18 protein-coding genes are annotated in these 19,138 nt (G+C 47.1%); 2 read left to right on the forward strand and 16 right to left on the reverse strand.

The features are described from left to right. Positions 1–296 precede the first annotated feature (296 nt). The 9 genes from ACJJII_RS12160 to ACJJII_RS12200 form a co-directional block, all read right to left on the reverse strand. Positions 297–746, reverse strand: coding sequence for a hypothetical protein (locus tag ACJJII_RS12160; RefSeq protein WP_444916361.1), 450 nt, complete (start codon positions 744–746; stop codon positions 297–299). An 823-nt stretch (positions 747–1,569) separates the two neighbouring features. Then, entirely contained in the window at positions 1,570–2,505 is a 936-nt protein-coding gene (locus ACJJII_RS12165; RefSeq protein ID WP_444916362.1) for a hypothetical protein, read from the reverse strand. A 132-nt stretch (positions 2,506–2,637) separates the two neighbouring features. After that, complete coding sequence (locus tag ACJJII_RS12170; protein ID WP_444916363.1) at positions 2,638–3,156, reverse strand: hypothetical protein; 519 nt, start codon at positions 3,154–3,156, stop codon at positions 2,638–2,640. Positions 3,157–3,929: 773 nt separating this feature from the next. Beyond that, positions 3,930–4,562 (reverse strand): DUF1294 domain-containing protein, encoded by a 633-nt coding sequence (locus tag ACJJII_RS12175; RefSeq protein ID WP_444915794.1) that lies wholly within the window; start codon positions 4,560–4,562, stop codon positions 3,930–3,932. A 758-nt stretch (positions 4,563–5,320) separates the two neighbouring features. Further along, positions 5,321–5,995 carry a penicillin-insensitive murein endopeptidase gene (locus tag ACJJII_RS12180; RefSeq protein WP_444915795.1) on the reverse strand — a complete coding sequence of 225 codons (675 nt, stop codon included), beginning with the start codon at positions 5,993–5,995 and terminating at the stop codon, positions 5,321–5,323. Between the two features lie 80 nt (positions 5,996–6,075). Then, positions 6,076–6,747: a hypothetical protein gene (locus ACJJII_RS12185; protein ID WP_444916364.1), complete on the reverse strand. Its 672-nt coding sequence runs from the start codon at positions 6,745–6,747 to the stop codon at positions 6,076–6,078. Between the two features lie 590 nt (positions 6,748–7,337). Beyond that, positions 7,338–7,631: a hypothetical protein gene (locus ACJJII_RS12190; protein WP_444916365.1), complete on the reverse strand. Its 294-nt coding sequence runs from the start codon at positions 7,629–7,631 to the stop codon at positions 7,338–7,340. Between the two features lie 801 nt (positions 7,632–8,432). Further along, the gene (locus tag ACJJII_RS12195) at positions 8,433–8,897 is read right to left on the reverse strand and encodes a Tse2 family ADP-ribosyltransferase toxin (RefSeq protein ID WP_444916366.1); all 465 of its coding nucleotides are present in this window, start codon (positions 8,895–8,897) and stop codon (positions 8,433–8,435) included. Positions 8,898–9,178: 281 nt separating this feature from the next. Next, positions 9,179–9,445, reverse strand: a complete 267-nt coding sequence (locus tag ACJJII_RS12200) for a hypothetical protein (RefSeq protein ID WP_444916367.1) — start codon at positions 9,443–9,445, stop codon at positions 9,179–9,181. A 128-nt stretch (positions 9,446–9,573) separates the two neighbouring features. On the opposite strand from ACJJII_RS12200, the gene ACJJII_RS12205 reads away from it, so the two are divergent. Continuing rightward, positions 9,574–10,050, forward strand: a complete 477-nt coding sequence (locus tag ACJJII_RS12205; protein ID WP_444916368.1) for a hypothetical protein — start codon at positions 9,574–9,576, stop codon at positions 10,048–10,050. A 313-nt stretch (positions 10,051–10,363) separates the two neighbouring features. Here the strand turns inward: ACJJII_RS12205 and ACJJII_RS12210 are convergent, their stop codons facing one another. From ACJJII_RS12210 to ACJJII_RS12220, 3 genes are all read right to left on the reverse strand, one after another. Beyond that, positions 10,364–10,744, reverse strand: a complete 381-nt coding sequence (locus ACJJII_RS12210) for an energy transducer TonB (RefSeq protein ID WP_444906101.1) — start codon at positions 10,742–10,744, stop codon at positions 10,364–10,366. Positions 10,745–10,826: 82 nt separating this feature from the next. Beyond that, the gene (locus ACJJII_RS12215; RefSeq protein ID WP_444906100.1) at positions 10,827–11,207 is read right to left on the reverse strand and encodes a VOC family protein; all 381 of its coding nucleotides are present in this window, start codon (positions 11,205–11,207) and stop codon (positions 10,827–10,829) included. A 31-nt stretch (positions 11,208–11,238) separates the two neighbouring features. Beyond that, positions 11,239–11,751 (reverse strand): hypothetical protein, encoded by a 513-nt coding sequence (locus ACJJII_RS12220; protein ID WP_444916369.1) that lies wholly within the window; start codon positions 11,749–11,751, stop codon positions 11,239–11,241. 1,721 nt (positions 11,752–13,472) lie between these two features. Here ACJJII_RS12220 and csrA point away from each other — a divergent pair. Further along, positions 13,473–13,661, forward strand: coding sequence for a carbon storage regulator CsrA (csrA, locus tag ACJJII_RS12225; protein WP_299583554.1), 189 nt, complete (start codon positions 13,473–13,475; stop codon positions 13,659–13,661). Between the two features lie 137 nt (positions 13,662–13,798). On the opposite strand, the gene ACJJII_RS12230 is transcribed toward csrA, so the two are convergent. From ACJJII_RS12230 to ACJJII_RS12245, 4 genes are all read right to left on the reverse strand, one after another. Then, complete coding sequence (locus ACJJII_RS12230; RefSeq protein ID WP_108732203.1) at positions 13,799–14,215, reverse strand: DUF6746 family protein; 417 nt, start codon at positions 14,213–14,215, stop codon at positions 13,799–13,801. 406 nt (positions 14,216–14,621) lie between these two features. Continuing rightward, the gene (gene bioA / locus ACJJII_RS12235; RefSeq protein WP_444916370.1) at positions 14,622–15,926 is read right to left on the reverse strand and encodes an adenosylmethionine--8-amino-7-oxononanoate transaminase; all 1,305 of its coding nucleotides are present in this window, start codon (positions 15,924–15,926) and stop codon (positions 14,622–14,624) included. 7 nt (positions 15,927–15,933) lie between these two features. Then, a complete protein-coding gene (locus tag ACJJII_RS12240; RefSeq protein ID WP_444916371.1) occupies positions 15,934–18,384 on the reverse strand; it encodes an ABC transporter permease in 2,451 nt (816 codons plus the stop codon). Further along, positions 18,384–19,106 (reverse strand): ABC transporter ATP-binding protein, encoded by a 723-nt coding sequence (locus ACJJII_RS12245; RefSeq protein ID WP_444916372.1) that lies wholly within the window; start codon positions 19,104–19,106, stop codon positions 18,384–18,386. Before ACJJII_RS12245 ends, ACJJII_RS12240 begins: the two co-directional genes overlap by 1 nt. Positions 19,107–19,138 lie beyond the last annotated feature (32 nt).

Below are 19,138 nucleotides of genomic sequence, written 5' to 3' on the forward strand. Positions count from 1 at the left end.
ATGTTTCCAGTCGGTTAAAGTTGATGTAGCGCATTGCCATGACACTCAACTCAAATGAAGATCTGCTCGACACTATCGTTGAGTGGAGATTCATTACGGATAGGGAGCCGCCCATTGCAGGCCCGCACAATGGGTGGTGTGGGGCCGGTAGCTAGTGGTCCATGCGGAAAGTAATGTAACTTAAGAAAATATATTTTATTTCTTTATACGTATTGCTGATGTCTAATTTTTACAGTTATAAAGCTATTAGTTACACAATTAACCGCATGGACCACTAGAAACTACCGGCTACCCGATTATGTCAATATGACATGTCCTCGCGCCTTAAATTGTCTAGAACCTAGTATTTCTCCCGCCAAAATTGCAGCCTCATATTCTCGATCTGAAACAACTTGTATAGCAGATAAATTCAGGGAGCCTCCATTTTTTGAGGCAAGCCAATTAGCATATGGACGGATATGATCTGCTATTTGTTCGGTAGTAGTATTACTGAAAACTTGCATGACAATTATCAACTCTGGGCTTGCGGAAATATTCTCTGAATACATTTCGGCTTTCATTAGATCACCTAGAAAAGCCTTGCGATCTGTTTTCTGTTCCGACTCAAGAATATATTTGAGAGAACCACCTGCGTCATTAATCGTAATATCCGGCTTGTACCCAGGGGTAACAGCCTGCCCAGTTGTAGCTATTTTTTCTCCACTGGCTATAGGATGATTCAATCCTTTAAAAACGTTGTCTTTCATTCCTATCTACTTCTCCTGTAGCTCTAACGCCTGCAGCAACGGCCGAAATGTAGCAGCGAAGCTGCGAAATAGAGGTCCAGCCCCGTAGGGGCGATGCTGACTGCACTTGGTACGCCCAGCATGGGCGTGAACTAATGGGGTGAAAGTCCCCTGTAGGAAGATCACCGTTTAATGGACTTCATTAAATGCTAACTACTAGCGAATGGCAACTGCAATACCGCGAGGTCTTGTGGGGAGGAAGCCGCTAGCAAAGCTACGAGCTGACGGACAGAAACATCATATAAGGCTTAGCTTGGAGGCGAGGTGGCCAAGGACACCGAAGCCATGTGATCTAACGGGTAGAGTAAATGATGCAGTTGTGTAGTGAAAGTTCACGTTCTTATCTGGGGAGATCTGTTTAACTTGCCGCTGTGAAGCTGTCAGCGTGGCCGCTGACTCATAAATAGGCCCAACTCGCTAGCCACCATCGCGGGGATAGAAAAAATGGCGGAACACAGCAGCGCTCCGCTCAGTAATGAGTAGGGTGATTAAACAGAAGTCAGCAGACGGCATAGTAGCCAAATGCCAAGATTAATACCTTGGACAGGGTGAAGGCCTGAACCTAAATCCACGAGTTGAAAGACAGGGCTAGCCTACTGATATGTTTCCAGTCGGTTAAAGTTGAAGTAGCGCACTGCCATGACACGCAACTCAAATGAAGAGCTGCTCGACGCTATCGTTGGGTAGAGATTCATTACGGATAGGGAACCGCCTATTGCGGACCCGCACGATGGGTGGTGTGGGGGCCGGTAGCTAAAAATCACCGGCTACCCGATTTATGTATTTATCTCACTGCTGCTTTTTCACTATAAATTGGGTTTACATACCCGCTTATCAAATAACAATAAAGCTCATTCATATCCCTGTAAAGGTGATAGTAATCATCTTGGCAGTGTGGAGCATGCGGATAAATACCAAAACGACTTTCTGGATGAAATGCTTTGATTCTATTTTGGTAATATTCTTCGAAGTATGAATCTAGTTTATATGGGTCATTAAAGACATCATGTAAATGATGCATAGCTTCTTTAGATGATGGGTTCTTATTTCCTTGCGCAGAGAGAATGCCCAAGACTAATCGATAGGATACTTCCATAGCTATAAAAAGCGTATTTATAGATTGCTCTGCAAATTGATAATGCTCATGGAGCATTCTAGACTTCAATAACGCAGTAACTCCTCTAACGATCAAGTTATTATTTATATCAAAGTCGTTATATAGTTGATCAATTAGCTCAAAATTGATTCCCTTTTCCACAAGCCTATATTCTCTATCTCCTATTATCGTAGGTAACGGAATATCGTGGCAGTTTAAGTAGTAGTTTGGAATCTGGTGCCCTGAATTTGGATGCTTAACACAAGGCACGTTAAATATATCTAAAAGAAAAGACTTAATAATTTCTTTAAGGTTTGGAGATTGATACTCTTGTAATGAAAGCGAAATCGACTCTGTTTTTGGGAATGGATTAAACATCGAGTAGCCCTCGTGTTTATCTGTCGCTAGGTTTACTATGCCGTATAGCCTAGCTTCTGTTGGATTAAGCCACTCAACCTCGCTGTAATATTCATCTCCATCATCAATATCATATTCATGAAATCTACTAATTGAAAAGCAAATATCTTCGTCTTTAAAGAATGCGCAATCATCAAAGATTAGATCCCTATTTGGATATACACCTATCGGAGACAGCACTCTAATTTTATACTCTTCTCTATCCATAGATCACAGTTCTAGTTTTTTAAATAACGTCGCGCTCAGCCGTGGCTAACTTAATGCGCTTTACATGCAAAATCGGAGCGTAGCGACCGCGCACAAAGCGTATAAAGTTAGACGTCGGTCCGCAGCGCATTGTTAGGCATGCAGAGGTACTGATACCTTTTGGTGATCGGCACCACATGAAACAGTAACCTCTGATGTCTTCGGGTCACCATTAGGAAAACCTAAGGGCTTCTGAACCCACGGTACAACCTCTATTGTGTAGGTTTTATCCACCAACAATGAACCAGCTTCGATCACGCAATGTTTGTCTGTACATTTCGCCACATTTACTCTAGCTCTGGCAGGAACAGATATAACCCCCTTGGATGCCGATGTATTTGAAATACTTGACTCTTCATAGTTGAGAATGCTGTATACGGACGAAAAAACGTCATTGTAAGATATTTTAAGATCTAAGCAGGTGGAATTTCCGCTATTTGAAATATGCAGGTATCGAGTGTCACTTATATTCGAGAGTCGTACTTCAAGTTCCGGCTGTGTATTATTTTGAGACAGCCCATAGGCTCCAAAACCTATTGCAGCTAAAACACCGATAATTCCAAATATTCCATTTGCCGAAGTTATTTCAGTGCTGAATTTTTTTAATGCCATGTCATCTTCCTTGTAAATGCCTAACGCTTGCCAGCAGGGGCGGTAACGTCCCCCTGGCTGGCTTTGGTACGCCCAGCATGGGCGTGAACTAATGGGGTGAAAGTCTCCTGTAGGAGATCACCGTTTAATGGACTTCATTAAATGCTAACTACTAGCGAATGGCAACTGCAATACCGTGAGGTCTTGTGGGGAGGAAGCCGCTAGCAAAACTACGAGCTGACGGACAGAAACATCATATAAGGCTTAGCCTGGAGGCGAGGTGGCCAAGGACACCGAAGCCATGTGATCTAACGGGTAGAGTAAATGATGCAGTTGTGTAGTGAATGTTCACGTTCTTATCTGGGGAGATCTGTTCAACCTGCTGCTGTAAAGCTGTCAGCGTGGCCGCTGACTCATAAGTAGGCCCAGCCCGCTAGCCACCATCGCGGGGGTAAACAAAATTGGTGGAACACAGCAGCGCCTCGGCCAGTAATGGCCAAGGTGATTGAACAGAAGTCAGCCGACGGCATAGTAGCCTAATGCCAAGATTAATACCTTGGATACGGTGAAGGCCTGAACCCAAAATCCACGAGTTAAAAGACAGGGCTAGCCTACTGATATGTTTCCAGTCGGTTAAAGTTGATGTAGCGCACTGCCATGACACTCGACTCAAATGAAGATCTGCTCGAGACTATCGTTGGGTAGAGCTTCATTACGGATAGGGAACCGCCCATTGCGGACCCGCACGATGGGTGGTGTGGGGACCGGTAGTTAAAAGCTACCGGCTACCTGATTTAGCCATTCAATAATGGAACAACTGTGTTATTAAGGAACTTTGTTCCTTTTTCAGTATGAAGCCAAATTAAGCCACCTAAATTCAAAAAGACAGTTACCCAATAAACACTTTTAAATTCTTTTTTACTCGACTTGTGACGTAACTTGTTTTGAGCAAAGTAAGCACCAGGCCAACCACCAAATGTAGAAAACAAATGTAATGTACTTTCTTTTGTTCTCCAACGCCCATTTTGAGCAGCGGACTTATCAATTGCGTAAGCGATAAATGTTATTAAACTCATTGCAACATACAAGCCAGCAACGATTAACGGTAATTTACCGACAACGATCGATGTCGAAAGGCCAATACAAAAAACTATTATAAAAGGTACACCAAAGTTGCCACCACCGTTAGCTTTGCTTCGATTACTTGAAGATTCAGTATCTCGAGCAAATTTGATATTTGTAGCTTTAAACCGATTACTATTTTCTCTGACTAGTTCGTAGATGATGACTTCACCATTAATAGGCCTACGTGAACGAGGCTTAAAAGCTTTAATGTGAACAAAAGCACGATCGCCTCCACCATTAGGCTCAACAAAACCGAAGCCTTTATCATCATTCCAATTTACTACTTTACCTTGAAGCTGCATGCTCCCTCTCGAACCTGATGGCTAACGCCCGTACCTACGCTTGGTACGCCCAGCATGGGCGTGAACTAATGGGGTGAAAGTCCTCTGTAGGAAGATCACCGTTTAATGAGTCCCATTAAATGCTAACTACTAGCGAATGGCAACTGCAACACCGTGAGGTCTTGTGGGGAGGAAGTCGCTAGCAAAACTAGGAACTGACGGACAGAAACATCATATAAGGCTTAGCCTGAAAGTGAGGCGGCCAAGGACACCGAAGCCGGGTGATCTAACGGGTAAAGTAAATGACGCAGTTGTGTAGTGAAAGTTCACCTTCTTATCTGGGGGGACCTGTTTAGCTTGCTGCTATGAAGCTGTTAACGTGGCCGCTGACTCATAAGTAGGCCCAACCCACTAGCCACCATCGAGGGGTAGACAAGAGTGGTGGGACACAGCAGCGCCTCGGTCAGTAATGATCAAGGTGATTAAACAGAAGTCAGCCGACGGCGTAGTAGCCAAATGCCAAGATTAATACCTTGGACAGGGTGAAGGCCTGAACCCAAAATCCACGAGTTAAAAGACAGGGCTATCCTACCGGTATGTTTCCAGTCGGGTAAGTTGAGGTAGCGTACTGCCATGACACGCAACTCAAATGAAGAGCTGCTCGACGCTATCGTTGGGTAGAGATTCATTGCGGATAGGGAACCGCCCATAGCGGACCTGCATGATGGGTGATGTGAGGGCCGGTAGCTAAAAACTACCGGCTACCCGATTTAGCACTGTTATTTGCACGGTATAGCAAAATCAACATGGTAGTGTTCATCATGCCTGACCCACGACCGTTTTTTGGAAAACTGGATATATTCTTTCAAATACTGCGCATACTTTGTCTTATATAAATTTGGCTGTAATTTTGGGTCGAAAATCACTCGCCATAAATCATGCCCATGTTCCTTGGCTTGTTTGTGTAAAGCTACAACATGAGCTGCAATCGCTTCGTAATCAATGTACATGCCATCATAATGATCATTAGCATCAAACTCGATATTGTAACCCAACTTATTTAATGCGTTTGTTGGCAAATGGACTGATTTTCCATTCTTATCCTTTACTGGAGTCATGAAATCAACTGAAAGTCCATTTCTGTGGGTTTTATGAGGCTTGAATTGGCCACCATCCTTAAATCCTGTTTCTGCGTATTTGTAGACCTTTGTTGGCTGTTCAGTTTCTAAGTCTTTATATGCAGATACTATGATATCTCTTACTTCTGAATGAACGTAGGTACGACCAGTCAATCTCGCTATAGTGCTATAGCCTACGTAGTTTTCCCCTTCGGATGGCAGTTTCACTCCATTAGTAAGGCTGCCATTGGAAGTCGTCCCAAAGCATGTGCTGGTTTCAGCCAAAGCTATCAGCGGAAACAAAAATGTAATTAATAAAAGATACTTTATGTTCATGTGGTGCTATCGCCTTGCGAGGGGGCGAAGTGCGCAGCACTTTGTCCCGCTTGCGCAATTTGTTATGACAGGGAGCCAATTCATGGCACGAGCTTATAGTCATTGCCGAATTCTTTTGTTTTAAACAAGCGGAATTGCACATTAGTTAGATCGAGGTAAGGGAAGCGGCTAGCGTACTCTTTGACCTGATCATCGAATGCATCCCTACCATCTGAGTGATACCGCCATAATGTTGGACCATAAGCGCAATCTAGGTAAAAGTTGCCAATAAAAACGGCCTCGCCCGGCTTAACTGTGAATGTACCACCAACGGGTTTGCCAGCAGAATACAGTTTATCTCGTTGCGCCGTAAGAAAACCTACATTGGATACAGACTTTGCTGCCTTGATGCTAAAGGCGCTGATCGCATATTCTCCGGGCTCTAGAGAGTAAGCATAATTTGTAAACACTGGATCAACAGCCAAGCGTGAAGGGCTATGCAGTACAAGGGCTGGCTCGGCTTCATTATTGATAGAGCTCATTGGTAGCTTATCGAATGCCATGCTAATGAGTTGCGCATTTTCATAGCCTCCACAGTCCCACCAACGCCCCCAGTTTACGTCTAGCAGGACAACACCATTTGTTACTTTGGTGGCGTGATAATAGTCCTCTGTTAAGACACTAGAAGCTTTAAACTTTATCGGCTCAGTGACACCCGCGCACGCAGTCAGCACGACAGACATTGCAATTAGGGTATATTTCTTGGTGATCATTCTTCGATCCCTGTGGAGTCATAACGCCGCTAGTAAAGGCGCCGCGGATGCGGTGTCCAATAGAGCGTAGCGTAATGTTTTTGCCTAGCCTTGGTACGCTCAGCATGGGTGTGAACTAATGGGGTGAAAGTCCTCTGTAGGAAGATCAGCATTTAATGGGTTCCATTAAATGCTAACTACTAGTGAAAGGCAACTGCAACACCACGAGGTCTTGCGGAGAGAAGCCGCTAGAAAAACTGCAAGCTGATGAACAGGAATATCATAACGCTTAGGCTGGAGGCGAGGTGGCTAAGGGCACCGAAGCCATGCGATCTAAAGGGTAAAGTAAATGATACAATTGTGTAGTGAAAGTTCACGTCCTTATCTGGGGAGATCTGTTTAGCTTGCTGCTATGAAGCTTTCAGGTGGCCGCTGACTCACAAATAGGTCCAATCCGCTAGCCACTATCGTGGGTTAAAAAAAGTGGTTGAACACAGTAGTGATCGGTGAGTAGAAATTCATTACAGATAGGGAGCTGCCCATTGTGGACCTCCACGATGGGTGCTGTGGGGGCCGATAGCTAGATATTACCGGCTACCCGATTCAGAGCCTTACTCTTGATCCCACTCTTCTTCATAGCCATTACTCACCAAGTAGCCATTCAGAGAGTGAAAAATATACTCCATCCACTGCTCGATTCCTTCTTTCTCCAGCAGAGGGAATCCAGAACCTTGATCATCAGCAGCAACGTCTATCATTTTCCAATAGAATTGAGAAAGAGCTAATGCCTGCTCTCGATTAGAAACTACGCCTTTCTTAAGAATATCTAGTGCAGTTTCATTGTCCATCTTTTCAGCGTAGTGAATAAGGATCTCGCGTTCTTCTGGGTATTTATATTCAATCATAGTGCGTCTTGAGCCTCTTTAATTACTGGTATTCGATCAGCAACCCAAGTTAACTTACTTACCAAGTCTTCAACCCTCATTCTTTTGGTGGCTACAATCAGGTAGTGCCTCTTATCCGGTAAGGCCTGTTTAACTTGCTGCTATGAAATTGTGTGTGGCTGCTGACTTGTAAGCAGGTCCAACCCGATTTTCACTATCGTGGGGATAGAAGAAGTGGTGGAACACAGCAGCGCTTCTGTCAGTAATGACCAAAGTGATTAAACGGAAGTCAGCCGACGGTATAGTAGCCTAGCGCCAAGATTATTACCTTGGACATGGTGAAAGCCTGGAGCCAAACTCCATGAGTTAAAAGACAGGGCTAGCCTACCAATATGTTTCCAGTCGGGTAAAGTTGCGGTAGCGTACTGCCATAACACTCAGTTCAACTGAAGATCTGCTCAAGACTATCATTGAATAGAAAATCAGTACGGATAGGGAACCGTCCATTACGGGCCTACACGATGGGTGGTGTAGGGGCCGGTAGCTAGAAATTACCGGCTATCCGATTTAGAGTTCAATTCTCCAATTGGAGTGAAGAAACTAAATCCTCATAACTAGGATAGTTACAGTTATCGCTCCACTTATGCTTATACAATTCCGCAAGTGCTGTCGATAGAGATAATAGTTGCATGGAATGCTCTCCACTGGCATCCACTTCCTCTTCTGTTGAAGAGGGATTATCTATTATCAATTTCATTCGATATATTTCTGACTCAGTTAGCTCGATCATGAGAGACAAATGTGAAAGGCTTAGTTCCATAATTAATTCTCGAATACGATTTCTTTAGTAAGTTCATCTAAGAGTATACAAAACTTAGTGACTGGCATATCCCAATGAGGGCGGATTGAGTAATGTGTAGCCTCATAACTTCGATTATATGAATCTTTCGTTATAACTAGGCCATGAGGGATTGCAATGTTTGGTGATAGCCTATAATAATCCCAACGAGAAACCGGTACCCCCAGCACATCAAATAATGAAACACCCCCTGAAGTACAGTCTACCCACCACTCACCATTGCTCCAGTATGTGTCTATATCAGGATTTCTAATTTTTCCGTTAGAAAGCCTAAAAGACTTTAGTATAGGATACAAAACAGGCGATCCTCGATCAGCTTTACGCTGCCCTCTCCACAAATTTACGTCTAAATTAAATTCGGAGTCAAAAAGTTCACCAAGTTCCCTCTTTTTAATAAAGAACTCTTCTTCCTTCTTGCTTTTTTTCATAAATTCACTCCATTGAATATTTGAAATTGGTTTTATTTTAACGCCTTAAGTATGGACACGCAGCGTGGGCACAAAGTGCCGAGACGGAGAGCCAGCCGAAGCTGAACATGCCTTAACTTGGTACGCCTAGCATGAGTGTGAACTCATGTGGTTAAAGTCTCCTACAGGAAGATCACCATTTAATGGACCCTATTAAATGTTAACTATTAGCGAATGACAATTCAAACACCATGAGGTTTTGTGGAGGGCGGTAGCTAGGAACTACCTGCTATCCGATTTAGCTATACTTCTTCAAACTCCGACTCTCCGCCAGGTGTCGGTTTGAAGTCTATATTCACGTTGTCCGCAAAAGGCCATTTAATTGAAATTTGTTGTATAAAACTGCCGATGTCACAAAAAGCGATTACACTTCCCTCAATACTCTTTTCCCAAGACACGCCGTTCCAGTTTGCGAAATCATAACATCCCGCTGCTGGTCCCATTTTAACCGCTACAAAATATAAACCTTCTAGTGAAGGATTTCCGTCCTTCCATTCGATTTCTTGCATAAAACCCTACTAAAATCTTGATCTATTCTTCCACTAATAATTTGACTCAGCGCTTCATTTAGGTCTAACTATACCGCAGTGAAAAGAACAAGCTTAAAGAGTTGATTGAGCTGTGGCGAGAGCGATTAATGGATATCAGTTGGTTTATGCGCTGCCTAAACGAATCTATTGCTCGCCAAGCCAACGCAGAAGACTGCTGTACTGGCCGCTTCTGGGAGGGCCGTCTCAATCCTATCCGTGCCGATATTGCAAAAACCCCGGAGGACTCCGATCACACGTCCATTCAGCAGCGTGTTCGCGCTGTGATCTCAGGTGAGCAGCCTAAAGAGCTACTACCGTTTGTGGGCGGCGAGCGCCTTAATATGCCGAAGGGGTTGCCCTTTCAATTGGATCACTATTTGGCGTTAGTAGACTGGAGTGGCCGGCATTTAGACCCGAAAAAACGCAGTGTCATTTCTCAAAATACTCCCCCTATCCTTGAGCGGCTGGGCATCTCAGCAAAACACTGGCTCTATCTCAATCGGAACTTCGAAAGCCGCTTTAAAGGCCTGGTGGGATCAGCAGAGGCTGTACGGCAAGCCTGTATTCAGCTCAATAAACGTTAGGTACATGGCACAGGCGATTGCCAACGTTTCCTTTCTGCAACGCCCCATTAATTCCTTCCCAACCTTTCGATACTATTCCTTCCGGTTTGGCTAAAAACACGAAATTTTCAAACCTCAAGCATAATTTTTCAGTATTTCACCTTGCCCTACATCAGGCTAGGATAAATGGCCGTCAAAGTGGAAGGCCTATACTATTTCCGATGTTATCTTTCAATCTATGGGTGTCCTAGTGTTGCTCCGTGGTTTGGGGCCGGAGTGGAGCGCCAGCGGAACGAAGGTCCCAGTCGAAGGCGGCAACACCACCTTGTTAGGCTTATTTTTGAATACTGAATGTAACTGTTTCAACAATACCCTTGGCCCCGCCAGAATATTGGTAATTTTTTATAGCATCAATTGCCGCTTGATCAAATACACCCGCAGGACTAGAGGCATAAACCTTGTGATTAATAGTGCAACCTTTTGGGTCTGTATCAAATTTTACTTTAGCAAACCCCTCAACTCCTTTCTTTAGTGCATCCAAAGGATATATTGGCGTTTTTTTGAAGTGATAACACATTCCATTGTCTTGGCAATGATCGGGATTTAAGGCTTTTCCCGCACAGAAATCACTTTCTCTTGTAATTAAATATACGTCCTCTTCAGCCCCAACCAGTTGACTGAAAAATACTGTTAATAGAAGTAGCGCTTGCTTCATGGGTACAGCCTAATGCCCGCATTTGGGGCTGCTAAAGCGCAGCGCAAGCAGTCTCAGCCCGTAGGGCGACAAGATGCGTTTGTTAGGCATGAATATTTACTCTCCAAGGCGGATTTAAACGATTCTCTCCAGCCCAATACAATTTAATTTTATTACCCGATGGATCTTTTACAATTGCCTCACGCCAAAGATAACCCTGATCTGTTGGCATCTGCTCAAAAATTATGCCTTTTTTAATAAGGCTATCAACCAATTGATCAAGTTGTTCATGCTCAAAATATATAACAGAAGTATTTGAGCACTCATTTTCTTCAAGCACTAAAGAAAATGTTGAACTCCCTTCGGGGCATTGAAATCTAACATAATGTGGAGTATCAACAATTTGTAAAAACCCCAATGTAAGATAAAAATCAACTGCTCTTTTCATATCCCTTACAGGCAAACTGACTTGATTTAAATTCATAAATTACGACTATCCCTTGTTGCCTAACGCCTCAAGAAGGGGCGCCGGTTACAGCGTCCCGCTTGCTTGACTTGTTATGAGTGACCTTGGCACGTACATATTTGTACCACTTGTCACTTTCAGTTTTAATTATTTCCGCAGAGTGAAAATGACCTGGAGATTCTTTGAAAATAAGATAATTCTCTCCGGGCACGAAAGTAAATTGCAGTGTACATGCTCCACCATAGTACGGTGAGCGAGCAACCTTCTCATCACCTTCTTTCCAGAAATCCGGATTTTCATGTGAATTGAAGTCAATGGAACTATGCTCTTTTTTTGAGCGAAAGGTACGCCACTGAAACTCTGCTACTTCTTGGCCCTTTAACACTTCGATTACTTTGAATTTAAACTGATGGTTTTTAGAAACCGGTGTCGCGAGATATATTGAATTTGTATTTTCTATTAGTTCATCGTGGGACCAGTAAGATCCTTGAGCGGGGATGGCGCACGCAAAAGCTTTACCGCACAATAAAAGACTGGCTAAGATGATTGCGTATTTCTTCATGATCTTACTCATAACGCCCACAGCACGGGCGGCCGAAGCGCAGCGTAGGCTGTCCCGCGGAGGCCCGAAGGGCCAAAGCAGCGTGCCTGTGATTGTTAAGAGTTATTGGCACCATGTTCCTGATTCCAACAAAAGCACACAAATAAGTAGTAGCTACCAAATAGGGCGTATATCCACATAATTGTAAACCCCACGTGATCTATAGCACTACTACCAAATTTGGAATACAACAAAAATACCAAAAGTGAAGCAAAGAACGAGGTGTTCAGAATGACAGTACCAATAAAGCGCGCAACACCAAATCTACTCCCTTGCCTTGGGCAGAGAAATGTAAATGGAAGCCATGCAAATTTCTTAGCATGAAATACATTCATTATTTTAATAAACTCACTCATAACTCGATCTTTCGATTATGACTCTTAACAGCTATATAGTAATCATTCTGACCACTACTATCCTGATTGTTATCTCAGAATCAATTTCTACGCCAAGGCCTAACTTTTTATTTAAAACCATAGACTTAAAGCATCCTGATACGTCCGTACAAACTGGAAAAACGATCACTTTGACTACTATCTCAATTCTAACGCTAGTCCGTAACCCCTTTATTTCATTATTGTTTTTGGGTTTATCTTCTTGTTCTCCAATATCACGGTCAATATGATCGTAAATCCCTAAGCTATCACTCGCCAACTTTTACAGGCTGGTATTGGTTGGGGAGTGGTTAAGGTAGCCAGCGTGCCTCTGAATCACTCTGTAATATCTCTGCGGATCTTGAAGGCTAAAAGATGTTAGGAGCAGTTCGCTGCGAATGGGTGTAGCCCTTTGCAAGCGTTGCAACGCAGTAGATGTGGCCTTCAAGGATCGACCTGGGGGGCTTCCATAACGATTCATGCACCGTGTTCAGACTTCTTCTATGGTCTAGTCATTCCTGTGAAGCTATGCTCTTATTGAAACCACTCTGTAAGTTGAGGCATCACTCGGTTCTTCAGAGGCTCCTAAATCTTGCGGTAATATCCTAAAAGTCTGCAAGTTACTTTGGTCTATGGAGATATCTTTTCTGTAGATATGTGGAGTACGTATTATGTCGAAGCATTGATGATCTATCGTTGTCTGAACTCCAGCGTGGGAGCGGTGGGTATATTAATCTAAACGACCATTTTTATATGCAACCGAAATTTTCAATGCGTGAGTAACAAAAAATATAGGCACAAAAATAATCTTATTGGATTTTATTAGGATTGTTTTAGTGTCAAAGCCACGTAAAATCGATAGATATTTATTGGTAGTTTGGCCGCGATTAATAAGCCATCTAAAGGCAACAATCAAAGCAGCTTGGTTCAAGAGTATCGAGAGAATCAAGAATCCAAGAATATTCTATAGACCACCCCTTAAAAGGAGAACGGTAGCGTAAAGTAAGAATAAGTAAAAGGCGCTGACCCAAGGTGCTGGAACACCTGGGGCCAGCTAACCAAGTTGATAATCACAGTATCAAAGTGGCTATATGCATAGTACGCTACAAACCCGCTCGTCTTCAATAAAGTGGAGCGCGATCAGCGGCTTGGAGATATTCCCCAGGCCCTGGGGGCGTTGCGTCTGCCTTTTTTTATTCTATGCCTACCGTTCTCGCGCACCTCCTCGTAGTTACTCAAAACATTTCTATTCAAGCTTTCCCATTGTGGAAGGTCTATCCATGGTTTGAGTATCAGTAGGAAACAAATATGTTGATCTTAAAGCGCCGCACAGGCGAGAACTTACGGATTGGAGCGAATGTCTCAATCACCGTATTGGAAGTTAAGGGCAATCAGGTAAAGGTAGGAATACTTGCTCCAAAATCCCTGCCCGTACACCGCGAGGAGATTTATAGGCGGATCAAAAGGGAAGGAAATATGGGCAGTGGAAATCGTTGAGGATCTGATCGGGATTGTGGCGTGTCGCCATAAGCGGGTGGTGTTGCTATGAAAGCGCTAACTGCTGATAGTTAGCGCTTTCAGTCGAGCCTTTCGCTGCGGGTACAGCCACAGGTTAAGCTCGGAAGTGATCTGTATTAGTGATGTTTATGCTTAAATCCAGCAGCAAATTTGTCTGCTAATTTAAAGTAGTGATTCAGATCCTTGCGGGTTTTTTCTGGGCGGTTGTTTTCGGAGTTAATGTGGATGTTTTCCACAACAACGGCGATGTCCTTTGCCAGCTTCTGTCTTTCGCCCTTCAGGTTCTCAGCGAAATACTCAACACTTTTTTCGAGTCTGTAGGTGATGACATGAATCTCGTGAAGTTCAGCAGGGTTAAGCTTTTTCTTGCCCTTAATTTCTTCTGTTGTTTCAACAAAGATCTTTCTCGCATCCTTCAAGGAAGTAACTTTCGCTACTTTAAAGTGCTGGATGGGCTTTTCGCCTGATGCAGGGCTAGCTTGAGCAGTGGTAGCAAAAGTAACAGCAAAAAGTAATGCAATTAAAGTTCTCATCTTTCCTCTCTAACGCCCAAACTTTAAGGGTTGGTAAGGCATTGATCGGGCGAGGTGAATGCCTAACATTTATCAGTGATCATTTTGACCACTTTGATCGCTATCGTAAATGAGGATAACTATCATTAACATTCATGATACAGGAATTTTTAGGTGCTCAAAACATTTGTCGTAAAAATTGCGATCAAGCTGATCGAAATTTGTAAGGATTAAGAAAATGGAATCTGAGAGAGGCGCGTGCGGGAAGGGTAAACGGAGGCCTTTAGCCAAGAAGAGGCGACCCCCGTGTTAAGAAAAGTATTCAGCTAACCCACTATTTGCTGTAACAACGCCGCTGGTTTTTACAGAAAGAGCTGATTTATCCGGAATTATTGAGACCGGCTTCACAAATTAATTGGTACTGACGCTATTGGATCTCTCCCAGTACATCAACCATTGCCGAAGTTAATTGGCTGAGATCTTCTTCCGAAATCACATAGGGCGGCATGGCGTAGACCAGCTTGCCGAAGGGGCGCAGCCAAACTCCACGTTCGATTAGAGCTTCCTGCACTTTAGCCGTATTTACCGGCTCGCGCATTTCCACCACGCCAATCGCTCCAAGGGCTCGAACATCGGCGACACCCGGTGCGGATTTTAATGGGGCTAGCTGTTCAGTCAGCTGTTGCTCGATTGCGGTTACTCGTTCCTGCCAGGGGCCGCTGAGTAGCAGTTGAATACTGGCATCGGCGACGGCACAAGCCAGGGGGTTACCCATAAAAGTGGGGCCGTGCATAAAGACACCGGCTTCCCCTTTGCAAATACCTTCGGCCACTTTATCGGTACAGAGAGTCGCGGCCAGGGTCATGGTGCCGCCGGTGAGGGCTTTGCCCAGTGTGAGGATATCCGGGGTGATATCGGCGTGTTCACAGGCAAATAACTTGCCGCTGCGGCCAAAGCCGGTGGCGATTTCATCGGCGATTAATAGCAGATCGTGCTCGTCACAGAGCTCGCGTACACGGCGCAAATAATCGGCAGAATAAAAACGCATGCCGCCAGCGCCCTGGACGATGGGCTCTAAAATAATCGCGGCCAGTTGATCGCGGTTTGCTTCCACTTGCTGGCGCAGTTCGGCGATATCACTGTCACTACAGGTGTTGCCAAAGGGGACCTGCGGAGCGGGGGCGAACAGATGCTGGCTCAGTTGCCCTGCAAACAGGTGATGCATTCCGGTGACCGGGTCACAGGTGGCCATGGCTCCGAATGTATCGCCGTGGTAACCGTTGCGCAGGGCGAGCAGTTTGCTCTTCTGGGGCTTTCCCTGGGAGTGCCAGTATTGAATGGCCATCTTGATGGCCACTTCCACAGACACTGAACCGGAGTCAGCCAGAAATACCCGGTTGAGGCCGGGTGGAGTGATTTCCACTAATTTCTTGCACAGCTCGATTGCGGGCTCGTGAGTTAAGCCTCCGAACATCACATGGGACATTTTGTCCATCTGCTCGCGCATGGCCTGGTTTAGCTCGGGCACATTGTATCCGTGCAGGGCACTCCACCAGGAGGACATACCGTCGATCAGGCCGCGCCCGTCTTCCAGGTAAAGTCTTACCCCCTCGGCCCGCGCTACCGGGTACACCGGCGGCGGGTCGATCAGGGAAGAGTAGGGATGCCAAATATGTTTGCGATCGAAATCCAGGTCCATAAAAACTACATCTTTATTCTCAAGAGCCGACATTCATCAGTTAGGCCAGTTCGCGCAGTACTCTGAGCGGGGGCTGGCTGATCGAGCTGTAACAGGCCAGGGTACCGGCGGTGCCAACCAGTACTGCACCGGTGAGTGGTCCGGTTAGCCAAAGGACTGGGTGTAATATCACCGGCAGTTCAAAGACCCAATAAGACAGCACCGCCAAGGTGGCTTCAGCACCGATAGCCGCGAGCAAGCCGGCGGCAAAACCCAGTAGGCCAAATTCCAGTATCAGGCTTCTCAGCAACAAGCGCCTGCGGCCTCCCAGTGTGCGGATAATTGCCGCTTCCTGCAATCGCTCGGCGATACTGGCGCGGACCCCGGCGATTAATACCAGGACCCCGGCAACCAGCATCAGGGCCATCACCGATTCGATGGCAAAGGACACCTGGTTAATGGTGTCGCGGATACGCTGGATGATCTTATCCAGCTCTATCACACTGACGCTGGGGAAGGCGCGGACCAGATCGTTGACCAGTAGTTTGTCCTCCGGTGGGAGGTAAAAACTGGTGATATAGGTAGCCGGGAAATCATCGATAGTGCCCGGTGCAAATATCATATAGAAGTTGGGGCGCATGCTGTTCCAGTCCAGCGAGCGGAAGCTGGCTACCGGGGCTTCTACTTCGAGGCCACCGATAGAGAAACGCAATTGATCTCCCAGTGACAGTTCCAGCTGGGCTGCCAGCTCCACTTCTACGGAAACACCTTCGCTGGCCTTGTCCCACCATTCGCCTTCCAAGATACGGTTGTCCGGCGCCAGGGTATCGGTGTAGCTCAAGTTTAATTCCCGGCGAACACCACCAGGGCGATCTTTTTTCTCTTTAATCGAGACGCCGTTAATCGCCACCAAACGGCCGCGCACCATGGGGTAGAACTCGGTGCTGCTTACCTCGCCCTCTGCCAGCATATTTTCCATGGTTGGAACATCGTGGGGGGCGATATTCAGGAGGAAGTGGTTGGGGGCTTTTTCCGGCAATTGCATTCGCCATTCATCCACCAGGGCGGTGCGGGCAAAGACCATGGCCAGCATGGCCAATAATCCGGTGCCAAAAGCGGCAATCAATAGGGTGTTAAATGCAGCGCGGCGTTGCAGGCTGCCCAGGGCAATGCGCCAGGCGCCTCCCAGGGAGGCCAGCTTTCCGCGCACCAGGAGTCGGTTAACCAGGGCGCTGCCCGCTACCAACAGGAGCATGCCGACAAACAGGGCGAGCGTCATAAGCAAGCTGCCGGACAGCCACCAGATTAGAAGCAGCATGGCGCTGGGGCCGAGAATCAGCCCGAGCCATTCGCGTCGGTCCGGATTGCTCCAGTCGTGTCGCAGGGTTTGCATTGGGTCTGTGCGGGCCAAACGGAACAGCGGCGGGAGGGCGAAGCCCAGGGCGCAGGCGAGGCCGGTAGCGAGTCCAATCAGCAGTGGGCTCCAGCTGGTAGCCGGGGGTTGAACCGGGAAGAACCCTTCCATCAGGTTGACCGCCTGGCTCTGGATAAAGGTGCCCAGCGCCAGCCCGATAGCAGTGGCAATCAGGGTGAGAGCGGCCAGCTGTCCCAGGTAGATACCGAGGATTTTGTTGCGCCCGGCGCCGAGGCTTTTCATTACGGCTACGTAGGCGCCGTGGCGGAGTCCGTAGCGTCTGGCTGCCAGGCCAACGGCGACGCTGGCGAGGAGAACGGCCAGGCTGGCGGCGAGAAACAGGAAGGACTCGGCTCTATCCAGGGCTGAGGCAACCCGGGGCTGGCCTTCGCGCAGGTCCAAGATCCGCTGGTGCTCAGTCAGTTGAGGTTTGAGCCAGTCAAAGTAATCCTTCAGGACTTGGTCATCACCGGCAAATAGATAACGGTAGCGCACACGGCTGCCGGGCTGGATTACACCTGAGGCGGGCAGGTCGGCGGTATTGGCTAATACTCGCGCACCCATATCAAACAGGCTGGTGCCCCGGTCGGGTTCCCGCTCCAGTATGGCTGTCACTTTTAATTGGGTGTCGCCGAGGGCGATAGGATCACCGAGCTGGATTCCCATCAATGGCAGAAGGCGGGACTCCACCCAGGCTTCTCCCGGGGGAGGTCCTTGCGGTGCCACTTCCCCTGGGCCTTCCGGGGACTTGCTGATTTCCAGTTGTCCCACCAATGGATAGCCTTTATCGACGGCTTTGACCGAGACAAACTGGAACTGGTCGTTGGCGGAGATCATGGATGAAAACTGGACTATCTCGGCCTGTTCCAACCCCTTTTTGTCGGCTTCCTCCAGCCATGCGCTATCCACGGGTTTGCTGCTGCGCAGCACCCGCTCTGCGGCCAGGAAAGTGAGGGATTGCTGCTCCATGGCGCGGGTAAGGCGGTCGGTGAAATGGGCGATCGCAGTGACACAGGTAACAGCCAAAACCAGGGCCGAGGCAATCAGCGCCAACTCGCCACCGCGCCAGTCCCTGAACAGCAGTCTGAGTGGCAGCATCAGGCGGACACCTCCGACAGGTTGTCTCCGTCGATAAGCGGAGCGTAGGTATCTACGGCACCGGCCGACATATGCAGGTGTGAGGCACAGCGCTCTGCCAGCCGCTGTTCGTGAGTCACCAGCACCAGGGTGGTGTCAGACTCTTCGTTGAGTTTAAACAGCAAGTCGATAATTTTGGCGCCGTTGCCAGCGTCGAGGCTGCCGGTGGGTTCGTCGGCAAAGAGGATGGCATCTTTGCTGCTAAAGCTGGCAAAGGCCCGGGCAATGGCCACCCGCTGTTGCTCACCGCCGGATAATTGGCGCGGGTAGTGGCGCAGTCGCTGCTCCAGGCCCACTCGGGCGAGGAACTCTTCCGCCCGCTTGGCGGCGCCCCGCTCACCGCGCAATTCGCTCGGCAGCATCACATTTTCCAGGGCGGTAAGGCCGGGCAGCAGTTGGAAAGTCTGGAATACAAAACCCACGCAGCGGGCCCGTATTGCTGCACGTTGCTCTTCGTCCATGGCGGTGATCTCATCCCCCGCCAGCCAGATCTTGCCCTCGGTGGGTTTGTCCAATCCTGCCAACAGGCCGAGCAGGGTGGACTTGCCGGAACCTGAGGCCCCTGTCACAGCGAGGCTCTCGCCACGGGCGACCTTCAGGGAGATATTGTTTAATAGGGTCAGTGGCCCTTCGCTGGTGGAGACCCTGTGATAGAGGTTTTCTGCCGTGAGAATGGCGGACATACTGTATTCCCTTTGCGGATACGCGAGATTTT

Source organism: Microbulbifer maximicatervae (SeqCode) (assembly GCF_052467825.1).